The organism is Komagataeibacter nataicola, assembly GCF_003207795.1.
Taxonomy (GTDB): domain Bacteria; phylum Pseudomonadota; class Alphaproteobacteria; order Acetobacterales; family Acetobacteraceae; genus Komagataeibacter; species Komagataeibacter nataicola.
Map to the genome: position 1 here is coordinate 71,575 of NZ_NIRT01000014.1, position 12,963 is coordinate 84,537.

Consider the following 12,963-nt stretch of genomic DNA (forward strand, 5'->3'; position numbering starts at 1 on the left):
AAGATGCGTCTGGCATGCGTGGCATTTGCCCCTTCCGCGCCCCATGCTATGGGCAGGGTATGGCCGTGCCCTGCGGCAGAAGCTGAACTGACAGGAACAAGATGCGTCTCGATCGTGCTGCCATGGCGCGCAGGCTGGCCGCCTGTACCGTAACGGGGCTGCTGGCCATGCCGCCTGTGGTGGCTGTTGCACATCCGCACGCCGCTCATCATGCTGTCCATTCCCACCCGGCCGCGCAGGCCGATGCGCCTGCTGGCCCGCCTTTGCCCGACGGGCAGGTGTTCCTGCCGCCGCCGCCCGGCCCGGACACGGCGCAGCGCGCGGCTGATGCTTCCGTCTTTGCCGAGACCCGCGCCCTTGAAGGCACGCCACGGTGGAAACTCGCACAGGCCGATAACCGCGATACGCCCGCGCATATGGTCTCGGCCTTTTCGTGTGCGGTGGGCTTTACCCTGCCGCCTGAGCATCTGCCCGAACTCGTTGGCCTTGTAGCGCGGATCGAAAAGCGCCTGACACCTGCCGTCAATGCCGAGAAAGCGCTGTGGAACCGGCCCCGCCCCTTTACCGAGGCCGAACTCCCCACCTGCATCCCGCTTCGCACCGACCTCAAGCGTGACCCGTCCTATCCCTCGCTCCATGCGACTTTGGGCTGGGTGACGGGGCTGATCCTGTCCGATATCCTGCCCGACCGCACGGCCGCGATCATGCAGCGCGCCCGCGTGTTTGGTGAGAGCCGCGTGGTCTGTGGCGTGCAGTGGCAGAGCGATGTCGCGGCGGGCTGGCTCAATGGCGGCGTGCTGTATTCGGCCATGGAGCAGGATGACGGCTTCAGGCAGGAAATGGATGCGGCGCGGGCGGAGGTGACGGCGCTGCACGCCACCATGGCAGCCCCTCCTGCCGCCGAATGTGCTATCGAGGCTGATGCCGCCGCCCATCCGCCGCAGTAAGCAGTAAACAGAAGAATACCGCCTTTTTGTAAAAAGGCGGCACCCAAAAACGTTTGTTTACTTGTTCTTCAGGAAAGAAAACCGATCTTGCGGTTGCCCTCGCGGCCTGCGGTTTCCGTGCGCAGGCGTTCAAGCAGTTCGTCGGGCGTGGGGTTTTCATCCAGCAGCCGCGCCCGACGCAGCACCAGCGCGAAATCCGAGGGTACGAGGGTGTGCAGATGCCGCAGCGCGGCTGGCGCATCCTGCCCGAAAAAGCGTGAGAACGCATGCGCCGCCTGTGTTGCGTTCAGGTAGCCAAAGCGCGCGCGGAACAGGAAGCGGCGCATGCTGGCCGGGTCCAGCTTTTCCACCAGGTTGGTGGTGCAGGCAAACGGCAGCGGGTGCTGTTCCATCCAGGTCAGCATCTCGTTGACCTGGCTGATCTCCCATGACCGCTCGGCGGAGCGGCGGTCGCCAAGCAGGCTGTCGGCCTCGTCAATGATCAGGAAAGCGCCGCTGTCGCACGCCTCGGCGAAGGCGGCGGCAATCTGCTGCTCGCTCTGGCCCACATATTTGTCCAGAAGGTCAGAGGCGCGCTTTTGCAGCACGGGCATGTCCATCTGTGCCGCAAGGTGGCGGGCATAGGCGCTCTTGCCCGAGCCCGGTGGCCCGGACAGCAGCAGCGAGACCGCACGGGGCGCGCCGGGGCGGGCGAGGCGTGTGGTCAGGGCCTGCAGGTCGCAATCGGCATTGATCAGGGTGGCGTCGTAATCCGTCACGTCGGGCTGCGAGGGCATGGGCATCTGCCCGCCTGCCGCCGCCCGCGCAATGCCGGTAGCGATCAGGCTGGCCATGGCCGAATCGCCGCCTGCAAGGTGGGTGGAGCGCAGCGCGTTGCGAAAGATGCCGGGTGCTGCCGGTATGGTGCGGGCAAGATCAGCCGCATCCTGCGGGGCGAGGGCCACTTTCTCCTCACGCGCCATGTCCTGCCACAGGCGTGTGCGCACGCCGATGCCGGGCTGGCGCACCTCGATGCACAGCGCCATGCGCCGGGCGATGGCGGGGCCGAGGGTATCGAGGTCGTTGGCGGTCCAGATCACCGGCGTGCCACCCTGCTCGAGCAGGCGGTGAAAGAACACGCGGCTGTAGGATTGCGGCGCGTCGAACAGGCTGGAGGTAAACAGGTCCTCCGCCTCATCGAACAGAAGGATGGACTCGGTGTTGCGCAGCAGGCGCGTGCTGCACCGCAGGTCGGCAAGGCGCTCATGGCGCGAGGGTTCATCGCCCGCGCTGTCGGCCTCGCCCACGGGGTACAGTGTCGCGCCAATATGCCGCGCAAGGGTGGCGGCAAATTCGGTCTTGCCGGTGCCCGGCGGCCCATAAAGCAGGATGTTGATGCCGCTGGCATGGGTGGCCACCGCTGCCTTGAGCAGCCTGGCCGCAATCTCGGCCTGCTGGCCCAGATGGGCGAAGGCCTCCCACGGCAGGGTGGCGGCACGGGGCTGGCCAAGCAGCATGGAGCGGATATCACCCACCACGCTGGCGCGGCGGTTCATCAGCGCCATCAGCCGGGGCAGGAGCGTGATGTCGCCATCCTCATCCACGGTCATCAGCCCGCTCATGCGCAGCTGGCCATCGGGGGCGAGGGCCGTGGCGATCGCATCCTCCTCCTGGCCAAGCAGCAGGTGCAGCAGCGGAATGTCCTCGCACAGGAACGGCCCGCGCGAGCGGTTTTCGCACAGGTCATCCCATAACTGCTCGAAATGCCCGTTCAGGCGGTAGCACATGGCAAGGCCGAGCACTTCGCTGGCAACGCTGCCAAGGCCGGTGGCGTGGCTGAGTTCATCAAGCCAGGCATCCACGTAGCCCCGGTCATTCATGTGCTGGAGGCGGATTTCCTCCAGCGCATGGCCCAGGCGCTTCCATTCCGTGGCGGTGGGCGGGTTCTCGCCATCATGGCGGGGGGCGGCGGGCAGGTCCTTGTCGGGCAGGCCAAGATCGGGCTGCGCCTGCACCACGCAGCGCACGAGGGCACCGGCATCACGCGATCCGCGATGGATCGAACCATGCAGCACGCACAGCATTTCCAGCAGGCGGCGGGTCTCGCCGCGTACACGCGGTGAGCGGGGCTGTACCGTCCTGCGGCGGGGTGCCGGTCGTCTGCTTTTGGCCAATGCCATATATCGGGTCTCCTGCTACTCCTGCTGAATATAGGTATTGCAGGCCCGGATGTCGTGGGGGGAGAAGAATATGTTTTCTTCTCCCCCTGTCTTATCGCCCGTTAGAGAGGGCGAAGCCGGTTTCAACCCGGTTGAGCATGGCCACGAGTTCCGTCTGGCGCAGCGGGTCGGTGCCGGTGGTGACGTGGGCGTGCGCGCGCCTTTTCAGGCTGTCGACCATGTTTGAGCTTGCCGGATTCTCTTCGCCCTGGCGCAGGAGGCCGACCAGGCTCAGGCCCTGCTCATGAGCGGCATGGACCACGGCAAACGCCATGTGGTTGACGATGTTCTCGAACGCGAACCGCCCGAAGCGCGACTGGCACCGGCTGAACTGCTCAAGGGCCGCGGCATAGCGCGCCACGGGGTCGGCCTGCCCCACGATGTGGAAGTGCCGGGCATGGTGGCGGGCGGCCTGGATATGCTCCTCACGCGCCTGATCCCATTCGCCAATGGCGGCGCATTCCGTCTCGATCAGGCAGTGCAGCGCGCGGGCGTTGAGGCTGGCGGCAATGAAATCCGGGTGGGTGATGTCGTTCCACGCCAGCTTCTGGCCGGGGCGCTGCATGGCGAAGCGGAAGCCCCGATGCCCGTCAATGCCGTACACGATGCTGGTGCTGCCACGGTAGAGCGGGTCTGTGCCGGTTACCATGATGTGGCCGCTATCGGCGCGGTGCATGTAATGCTGCCATGTCATGACATCGAGCATCGTTTCATCATCCACATGCCGTGCGGTATGGCGGTGGGCGTGCTCCATGAAATGCGGCGCCGACAGCCCCGTTACCGCGCGGGGCGCGAAATCCACCTGCCACCACACACAGGCCTTGAGCAGGTGAAACGCCAGCGAATCACGCAGTTGCGCCAATGCGTCATCTTCCACGGCGAGGCTGTCGCGGTCGGCGTCGCACAGGGCTTTCACGGCCTGGAAGCGGTTGGCAAGCAGGTCAAGCTGCCGTGCGACCGGCTGCCAGGGGTCGAAATAGCTTACCAGGCATTCAGGGCGGGAATGCTGCAGATGCCAGGCAGCCAGGGCGGTACGTGTTTCACGCATCGGGCGGTCCTTGAAGTATCTGTGGCCAGAACGGTTGAGACTGGTGGTGGAACGGGCAGGAGGGGCCTGCACCGCGCGGAACCATGCGCCACAGGGATGGGGGCGGGGTCACATGGAAAATACGGCATGCGCCTTGTTATGGGGTGAGGCCTGCATGAAGGGGTCGTTGGCTGCCGTATTGATGTATATCATAGGCATATTATGTGATAATAGTAATTAATATCACATTAAATCCATGACAGATTTCCCTCTGGCTGCACGGATAGGTCTCTTTCGGTTCTGTTAAGAATAGCGTAGGGGTTCCCCCCGATTGCGCCCGCCTGCCCATGGCCTCATGCCGCCACGGCGGCGGGAGGATTTGCCAAGACCGGTGGGCTGCAATATCCAGATATCATCGTAACGCAATGGATATGGCAGGAAAATGGCAGGCATGGGCAAAGGGGAGCAGCCCCGGCGGCGGACCATCCGCGATGTGCGCAAGGGTGAGGAACCCGGTGTATGGCTTACGGCCTATACCGCGCCCATGGCCCGCAGGCTCGATGCGCATGTCGATGTGATGCTTGTGGGGGATTCGCTGGGCATGGTGGTGTACGGCATGCCTGATACGCTGGCCGTGAGCATGGACATGATGGTTGCCCATGGCGCCGCCGTGGTCCGGGCCTCGCAGCGCGCGCTGGTTGTGGTGGACATGCCCTTTGGCTCCTATCAGGAATCGCCGCAGCAGGCCTTTCGCAACGCCGCCCGCCTCATGGCTGAAACCGGCTGCGGCGCGGTCAAACTTGAAGGCGGGGTGGAAATGGCCGGAACCGTGCGCTTTCTGGCCGAGCGTGGCATTCCCGTCTGCGGGCATGTGGGGCTGATGCCGCAGGCGGTCAACGCCACGGGCGGCTTTCGCACGCAGGGGCGTGACGAGGCGCAGGCGCGCAAGGTGCGCGATGATGCCCATGCCATTGCGGATGCCGGAGCCTTTGCCGTGGTGCTTGAGGGCACGGTCGAATCCGTCTCGCGCGAGATCGTGGCCGCCGTGCCGGTGCCGGTGATCGGCATCGGGGCCTCGCCTGCGTGCGATGGGCAAGTGCTGGTGGTTGATGACATGCTGGGCATGTTCGGCACGGTCACCCCGCGCTTCGTGCGCCGTTATGGCGATGTGGGCGATATGATTGACGGTGCGGTGGCCCGTTATGCCGAGGATGTGCGCACCCGCCGCTTTCCGGGGCCGGAAGAATGTTTTGGCATCCGCCGCGCGGTCACGCCGGGATGATGCGCCCGCCCGCGCCGGTGCCACCTCCTCCCGCATGCGTGGGGCTGAAGGAGATCGTGGCATTTGGCGCGGGTGATGCGGGGTTCAACATCATCTGGGGGCTGATGCTCAGCTACCTGGCGTATTTCTATACCGATATCTGCTTTTTTCCTGCCCGCATGGTGGGGTTCATGCTGCTGGCCGCGCGCGCGGTCAGTCTCGTGACCGATCCGGCCGTGGGGCTGTGGATCGACCGCAGGCCCGCGGGTCATCAGGCCCTGCCGCTGCTGCGCGGCGGGCTCGTGCCGTTCATGGTGCTGGTGGTGCTGACCTTCGTGCCGCTGCCGCGCGGCTGGCCCATAGCGGTGCGCGGGCTGTGCGCGGGTGTTGCCTATATGGGGCTGTGCGTGAGCTACGGGGTGGTCAATACCGCCTATGGCGTCATGACCAGCCTGATTTCATCCGATCCTGCCATCCGCCTGCGCCTGGCCACGAGCCGCATGGTGGGGGCCACGCTGGGCGGGCTGGCAGTCAGCATGGCCACCCTGCCTGCCGTGGATTTTCTGGGCCACGGCAACCGGCAGGCGGGCTTCGCCCTGTTCATGACGGGGGTGGCGTGCGTGGTGGGGGGGCTGGTGTGGCTGCCCGCGCGGCTGTGCCACGAGCGCGTGGCGACGGATGGGGGTGATGTCGCACCCCGGCAGCTCGTTGTGTCGCTGCTGGCCAACCGGGCATGGCGGCGGCTGACGGGAGCCATGCTGCTGACCATGCTGGGCAGCACCTTTCTGTTCGGCGCGCTGGTGTATGACGTGCGTTACGTGGTGCATGCGGGCGACCACATGGCGGGCTGGCTTTTGGGCATGATGAGCCTGATGGTGCTGGCAGGGTGCGGGCTTTCCCTGCCTTTGTGCGCATGGTGGGGGCCGGGCATGGTCATGCGGCGCGGCACGGTTGCGGCAGGGGGCATCCTGCTGCTGGCCTACGGGCTGCCGGCGCGGCTGGATGTGACCGGGGTGGGGCTGGCGCTGTTCGGGCTGTGCGTGGGTGTGTGCAACCCGGCCTGCTTCACCCTGCTGGCGCAGGCCATGCGGCATGAAGGCAGTGCGGACGGACTGCACGCGGTGGGGCTGGGCTGGGCGCTCAATTCCACGGCGTCAAAAATGGCGTTTGACATTGGCGGCAGCCTGCTGGCGGGCGTGCTGGCGGCGGCAGGGCTGGTCAGTGGCGCGGGTCAACAGACGGTGCAGGCGCAGGCGGGCATCCATGCGGGCTTTCTGCTGGTGCCCGCCGTGCTGTACCTGCTGGCGGGCGCGGTGGTGCTGCGCGGGCTTGCGGCTCAGAACCCCGTGGCGGCGGTAAACAGCACCGCCAGCCCGCCGCCCACGTAATATTGCGGCCCGTCGGCCCTGGTGAGCGTGGGCGTGGCCACGCCAGAGAGGTAATGCTGGTTGGTGATGTTGATGAAGTTCATGCGGAATTCGGGGTGCGAGAGGAAGGCATGGTCATCCATGCGGTAACCGATGGCGAGGTTGCCCGTGGTGTGGTCGGGCATGCGCTCGTCATTCATGAAGGTTGAATACTGCCGCCCGGTATAATGCACCGAAGCCAGCCCAAAGAAATGCCCGTCATCATAACTCAGCCCCGCCGAGGCCTGAAGCGTGGGGCTTTCCACCGCCATCTTGCCGCGGGTTGCCAGCGTGCCGGTGGCTGATGGAATGTCGCTGTCGATGGTGGCGTGCAGGTATTCGCCCGACAGGTAGGGGGCGAAGTGGTGCCATGGCTTGAGCCCGATCTCCACATCCACCCCGCGTGAGGTCTGGCCGCCACCGTTGATGGTGGAATCCACCTGCGCGCCATTGACGTTGAGCAGGGTCTGGATTTCGCGGTTGGTGAAATTGTAGTTGAACAGCGTCAGGCTGCCCACGATCAGGTCGCCATTGTAGCGGTAGCCGAGTTCCTCGGACACGGAATATTCGTTTTTAAGCTGCGTTGCGGTGCCGCTGGCCGTTACCCCGCCAAACAGCGCGCTTTCATCAGGCGTGCGGAAATTGGTGGTGGTGTTGAAGAACACCATGTGGCGTGGCGTGATCTGGTAGCGGATGGCGATGCGCGGCAGCGGTGTTGCGCTGTTGCTGCCTGCCGCCGTCTGCACGCCGCCCGATGTGGTGGTGCCGGTGCGGTCGAGCATCACTTCCTTGAAGCCCACATCCACCATCAGCTTCTTGTGCAGGAAATGCATCCGGTCGCCGATATAGAGCGCGTTGGTCTGGGAAATCATGTGGTAGCTGCCCGCATCGACCTGCTGGCCATTGCCATCGAGCAGGGTGCGGCTGATGCGGTCCACCCAGATATCGGGCGCGTAGCCCTGCGCGTTCACGGCGGTGAAGGGCTGGTGCTCGCTGTCATCGGAGTAGTCATACCAGTAGCCGAACACGAGGTCATGGTTGCCAAGCTGCCAGTCGAGCGTGGCGTTGAAGCCCGAGCGGTAGCTGGTCTGGGTCCAGTTCGAGCGCACCACCGTGCCCGCATCTGCCCCGCCTGAAAGCCCGGCATCGCCCAGCGTCGTGCCGCCGGGGTCGTTGCCATAGCTCCATTGGGCATAGGGCGTGACCTTGAGGTGCAGGTCGCGCGCCAGCGTAAAGCGCGCGGGGGCGGCAAGGTAGGCAATGCGCTCGGGCTGGCGGTACAGCTCCCAGTAATCGGTGCCGCCAGCGGCATTGTTGGGGTTGTAGGTGGCGGCAAGGTTGTTGGCCGCGCCATGCACGCCCTGGGCCTGCCAGTCAGACTTGTCAACCGGCGGGTAGTAGCTGGCCACCATGGTGTTCCATGTGCCGATCAGCGAGACCCGGTTGCCCTGCCCCCATTCGCGCAGGAACTTGAAGTCGATATGCTGGCGCTCGTCATGGCCCGGTCCGCGCCAGTTATCGGTATAGCCGTGCGAGTAGGACACGAAGCCCCGCAGGCCGGTATGCCCGATCTGCCCGGTTTCAAGCCGCAGGAACTGGCGGTTGGTGTTGTATGAGCCGTAGGAAACATCCGCATACCCGCCCGCCCGCATCGACGGATCGCGGAAGGTCATGCTCATCAGCCCGCCCGCCGCGTTGAGCACGGGGGAGTCGAGATCGGCTGACCCCTGGGCGAGCGAGACGCTCTGGTAATTCTCGGTATCGGCAAACTGGCCGGGATAGCCGTTGTAGTAGGCGATATCGTTGAGCGGCATGCCCTCGAGCACATAACCCAGCGAATCCCCGCCCAGTCCGCGCACGCTGATATTGGTCTGCGGCGAAAAGCCCAGCGGGTCGGAGGAGGAGACATTGGCGCCCGGCAGCAGGCTGACCATGTCGAACGCCGTGGCACTCGGGGCCTGCTTGCGCATGAAATCCGTGCCGATGGTGCTGACCGATTTTGCCGCATCCTCCACCCGGATCAGCCCGCCACCGGGCTCGGTGCCCACCACGCGCTGGCTGGTTACGGTCAGGCGCTCCACCTTGCCCGCAGCAGGCGGGCGGGGTGGTTTTGCCGCAGCAGGCGTGGTGGTGGTGTCATCCGCCGCCGCCATGCCCGGCCCGAGGCCGAGCAGGGTGCTGAGTGCGACCGTGAGCACATGCAGGCGGCCAGCGGAGGTGGCAGGGAACACAACGGGGCGGCAGGGCGGGCGCGGCATGAGGGCGTTCCTGAAAAAATATCTTTTTATTTCATTATTCTGTCTCATCCGGGTGGGATATGACATCGTCTTGAACAAATCGGGGACCGATATAGTATAGTCCCATAAGGCATCGTAAGCCCCGTTATCGGGCGGATCGTGCATGATTGCGCGGGCAGGCAGGCAAAAAGGTTGCGGGTGGTGGGACAGGAATCAGCACATATCGTACGCAGTTACGAGCAGGAACTCGAGCAGTTGCGCTCCATGATGGCGCGCATGGGCGGACTGGTGGAACGCCAGACCTCACAGGCCGTTGCCGCCATTGCCGACCGTGACGAGAACGCCGCCGGCATCGCCGCCGACCTCGACCCGCAGGTCGATGCGCTCGAGCGCGATGTGGAGGCCATGGTGATCCGCATCCTCGCCCTGCGCTCGCCCGTGGCGGGTGACCTGCGTGAGGTGGTCTCGGCCCTCAAGATCACCGGAGACATGGAACGCATCGGTGATTGCGCCGCCTCCATCGCGCGGCGTTCGCTGCGCGCGGAACTGCTGGCCTCGCGCATCTCGCTCAGTGGCCTGCGCAGCATGGGCCGCCTGGTGCAGGACAACCTGCGCCGCGCGATTGATGCCCTGAGCCAGCGCAACCCCGATCTCGCGCGCGAGGTGTGGCAGTCCGATACGGCGGTGGATGAACTCTACAACGCCATGTTCCGCGAACTCGTGACCTACATGATGGAAGACCCGCGCAATATCGGGCCATGCACCCACCTGCTGTTCATTGCCAAGAACCTCGAGCGCATCGGTGACCACGCCACCAACATTGCCGAGCGCGTGTACTACACCGCCACCGGTGAGATCCTGCCCGTGGTGCGGCCACGCGGCGGGTTCTCGGGCCAGGGAAGCTAGACCCCGTGCAGGCTGATCAACCGCTCCGCATCCTCGTTGCAGAAGACGACGCCGCCCTGTCCGTCATGCTCACCTACAACCTCGAGGCGGCGGGGCATACGGTCATGCCGGTTGATAACGGGCTTGATGCCCTGACCGGCGTGACCAGCTGGAAACCCGACCTCGTGCTGCTTGACTGGATGATGCCCGGCCTTTCGGGCGTGGATCTGTGCCGCAGGCTGCGCATGGCGGCGGCTACGCGCTACCTGCCCATCATCATGCTCACCGCGCGCGGCGAGGAGCAGGATTCGATTCACGCGCTTGATACCGGAGCGGATGACTACCTCGTCAAGCCATGCGGCATGGACGTGCTGCATGCCCGCGTGCGCGCGGTGATGCGGCGCAGCGCGGGGCGGGGGGCTGCGGCTGCCGCCGTGGCAGAGGGGGATGTCCTGACCTTTGCCGATGTCACGATCGACCACGGGGGGCGCCGTGTGTCGCGCGCGGGCAGCACCATTGCGCTGGGGCCGACCGAATACCGTATCCTGCTGCACCTCATGCGCCATCCGCGCCGGGTGTTCTCACGCGCCGAGATCCTGGCGGCCGCGTGGGATGACCGCATCCATGTGGAGGAACGCACGGTGGATGTACATATCCGCCGCCTGCGCCTTGCGCTTAACGCCACGGGCGGGGCTGACCTGATCCGCACCGTGCGCTCGAGTGGTTACATGCTTGATGATGGCCAGGCGGACTGATGCAAAAATGGTAAAAGCTTCTGGTGAAGCTTTTATCCATTGCCCTCATGTTCGCGTTCCAGCCTGGCATACCGCCTGAGCGCGCGCTCGCGGCGCAGGCGTGACAGCCGCCGGGTCCAGAACAGGCCGTTGGTCTGGTCGATCTCGTGCTGCAGGCAGGCGCTCAGCAGGCCGCAGGCCTCGTCTTCCGCCACGGTGCCATCGGGGCGGTCATAGCGCACCCGCACGCGGGCGGGCCGGGTGACGGGCGCGTGGATACCCGGCATGGACAGGCTGCCTTCCTCCATCGTGGCGGTATCATCAGCGTGCCAGATGACCTCGGGGTTGGCATAGACATGCGCGCCCGCGCCATCATGCAGGTCGATCACCACCAGCCGCAGGGGCTGGCCCACATGGCTTGCGGTTATGCCCAGGCCCGGCGCCGCGCGCAGGGTATCGAGCAGGTCGCGGGCCAGAAGCGCTGTTTCGGCGCTGGTGGCGTCAACGGGGCGGGCGACCTGTTCGAGGCACGCATGCGGGTAGCGGATGATCGGCACGATGGCCATGGCGGGTGTTCCGGGCTTCAGTAAAGGAAGGGACCGTTATCATCCGCATTGAGGTTGGTGTAGTAGGGAATGTAGAAATTCAGGCCAAACGGGCTGTAGGTATGCTCCACGCCCGAGACGGGGCGCAGCGGCTTGACGTTATGCTCGGCCAGGCAGTCATACAGTGTCTCGCGCAGGTGGTCGGTTTCCTTGTCCGATTTCGGAGCGCCATAGAACAGGTCATGCGCGTAGGGCTTGCAGGCCTGCGGTGTGTGTTCGTAGTAATTGGCGTAACGGTCCTGCCGGTTGCGTGCGATATCGGCATCCGACAGCCACTGATGGGTCGCAGCCGTGGTGCTCCACAGGGATTTCCAGTCCGTATGCATGTGCGACAGGCGGGCGATGGCCACGCCATCCTCGCGCGTGCCATTGCCGCGCACGAGGCTGCCATGGCAGGCGAGTACCTGCACGTGGTCGTTATAGACCGAGCTCCTGACCGTGCCCCCCTCGAAACGGATGGCGGGCGAGGCCGTGGGCGCGCCTTGGTTTGCCGTGCGCACGATGGCCGCGCCAATGGCGGGCTGGCTGCAGTAATTGACCATGGGGCGGGGTGCATGCTGCGCGCAGGCGGCCATGGTGAGCGGAAGGCAGAGAGCAACAAGACGGCGCAACGGTTTTTTCCTTTTTGGTGGGGCGCGCAAACCCGTCATGCGGCGGGTTGTTCGGGCCGTATCATCAAGGGTCCATATAATGCAAAAAGAAGACGTGAAACTGTTTTTGCCTGATGGCTGCGATGTTTTTTTAAGGCAGCTACGCGCTGGCGTGCGGCATCACGTCGCATATTTCCTGCCACCGGGTTTGGGTGGCGTGAAAAACCATTTCACCAGCCTGAGGAAGCCACGGCGCCTGCGCCTTTTGGGCCTGCTACGTGCACAGGTGGGGTTATAGCGCAGGGTAATGCTGGCGTAGTCATAGACGATGCATACCGGCGTGGTGGAGCGGGCATAAAGGGCGTATGTCGCGCAATGGATCATGCTGCACACGTTATAGGCCCGCCCCTGCTGTTTGCCTGCGGGCGCGCCCGCGCCCAGAACCTCATAATCCTCAAGATCATGCAGCACGAGGTAATCGGGCTGCATGATGTGTGTAATGGTTTTTGTGCCAAGCCTGCCTGCAAGTTCATGAACGGGATCATCAAAAGCATGCAGGGTATAGCGCCCGGCATCGCCAATGTTCCGGTACAGGGCCGTGCCATCATATTCCAGTTTCAGCTGGATGATGTTGCAGATGTCGAGCAGGATGAAGGTGGTTCTGCCTTTGGGGTCGGTGGAGGAACATTCCAGCCATCGGTTGTTTGCCGATGTGCGCATGATGGTTCGGACATCATCAAATCTGTCGTAGTAAGACATGGATTCCTCCCCTGTTGTTTATAGGGCGGGGGGAGGCGGTACAATAATACAAATTTTCAATGCGGCCCTGTGCTTTTTTTCCTTTGTCGGGGCGTATCGTTGCGGGTGTGGGGGGCATTGGCCCGTCCGGGTACTAAGAGCAGCACCATAAGCAGCAGCACGATCGCGCCCGACCAGCCCCGCTCATGCGGGGCGGCAGGGGTGCCCATCAGAATGTAATGCTGCTGTGCAGGCCAAAAATGGCCTCGTTGCCCACGCGGCGGTTGTAGCTTACGCCATAATCCGGCACGCCGCCCGAGGGGTTCCACACGTAC

At 64.5% G+C, this 12,963-nt stretch carries 12 protein-coding genes; 5 read left to right on the top strand and 7 right to left on the bottom strand.

The window, feature by feature from the left end:
- Positions 1–101 precede the first annotated feature (101 nt).
- Positions 102–947, top strand: coding sequence for an acid phosphatase (locus CDI09_RS09645; protein ID WP_205836587.1), 846 nt, complete (start codon positions 102–104; stop codon positions 945–947).
- A gap of 68 nt (positions 948–1,015) precedes the next feature.
- Here CDI09_RS09645 and CDI09_RS09650 read toward each other — a convergent pair whose 3' ends face one another.
- Positions 1,016–3,010 carry an AAA family ATPase gene (locus CDI09_RS09650; RefSeq protein ID WP_078527932.1) on the bottom strand — a complete coding sequence of 665 codons (1,995 nt, stop codon included), beginning with the start codon at positions 3,008–3,010 and terminating at the stop codon, positions 1,016–1,018.
- 187 nt (positions 3,011–3,197) lie between these two features.
- Entirely contained in the window at positions 3,198–4,193 is a 996-nt protein-coding gene (locus tag CDI09_RS09655) for a hypothetical protein (RefSeq protein WP_078525916.1), read from the bottom strand.
- A 430-nt stretch (positions 4,194–4,623) separates the two neighbouring features.
- Here CDI09_RS09655 and panB point away from each other — a divergent pair, with 430 nt between their 5' ends.
- Both panB and CDI09_RS09665 read left to right on the top strand, forming a co-directional pair.
- Positions 4,624–5,454: a 3-methyl-2-oxobutanoate hydroxymethyltransferase gene (panB, locus tag CDI09_RS09660; protein WP_078527933.1), complete on the top strand. Its 831-nt coding sequence runs from the start codon at positions 4,624–4,626 to the stop codon at positions 5,452–5,454.
- Positions 5,451–6,821 (top strand): MFS transporter, encoded by a 1,371-nt coding sequence (locus CDI09_RS09665; RefSeq protein WP_078525917.1) that lies wholly within the window; start codon positions 5,451–5,453, stop codon positions 6,819–6,821. Before panB ends, CDI09_RS09665 begins: the two co-directional genes overlap by 4 nt.
- On the opposite strand, the gene CDI09_RS09670 is transcribed toward CDI09_RS09665, so the two are convergent.
- Positions 6,770–9,097 carry a TonB-dependent receptor gene (locus CDI09_RS09670; protein WP_078525918.1) on the bottom strand — a complete coding sequence of 776 codons (2,328 nt, stop codon included), beginning with the start codon at positions 9,095–9,097 and terminating at the stop codon, positions 6,770–6,772. The genes CDI09_RS09665 and CDI09_RS09670 overlap by 52 nt on opposite strands.
- 180 nt (positions 9,098–9,277) lie before the next feature.
- Here CDI09_RS09670 and phoU point away from each other — a divergent pair, with 180 nt between their 5' ends.
- On the top strand, positions 9,278–9,982 hold the full coding sequence (gene phoU, locus CDI09_RS09675; RefSeq protein ID WP_078527935.1) for a phosphate signaling complex protein PhoU: 705 nt from the start codon (positions 9,278–9,280) through the stop codon (positions 9,980–9,982).
- Between the two features lie 5 nt (positions 9,983–9,987).
- Entirely contained in the window at positions 9,988–10,716 is a 729-nt protein-coding gene (locus CDI09_RS09680) for a response regulator (protein WP_078525919.1), read from the top strand.
- Positions 10,717–10,748: 32 nt separating this feature from the next.
- Here the strand turns inward: CDI09_RS09680 and CDI09_RS09685 are convergent, their stop codons facing one another.
- The 4 genes from CDI09_RS09685 to CDI09_RS18155 all read right to left on the bottom strand — a co-directional run bounded on the left by CDI09_RS09685 (position 10,749) and on the right by CDI09_RS18155 (position 12,858).
- A complete protein-coding gene (locus CDI09_RS09685; RefSeq protein WP_078525920.1) occupies positions 10,749–11,261 on the bottom strand; it encodes a peptide deformylase in 513 nt (170 codons plus the stop codon).
- A 17-nt stretch (positions 11,262–11,278) separates the two neighbouring features.
- The gene (locus CDI09_RS09690) at positions 11,279–11,911 is read right to left on the bottom strand and encodes a hypothetical protein (protein ID WP_236944454.1); all 633 of its coding nucleotides are present in this window, start codon (positions 11,909–11,911) and stop codon (positions 11,279–11,281) included.
- Between the two features lie 159 nt (positions 11,912–12,070).
- Entirely contained in the window at positions 12,071–12,610 is a 540-nt protein-coding gene (locus tag CDI09_RS09695; RefSeq protein WP_146220867.1) for a hypothetical protein, read from the bottom strand.
- Between the two features lie 95 nt (positions 12,611–12,705).
- Positions 12,706–12,858 (bottom strand): hypothetical protein, encoded by a 153-nt coding sequence (locus CDI09_RS18155; RefSeq protein WP_167370202.1) that lies wholly within the window; start codon positions 12,856–12,858, stop codon positions 12,706–12,708.
- Between the last annotated feature and the right edge of the window lie 105 nt (positions 12,859–12,963).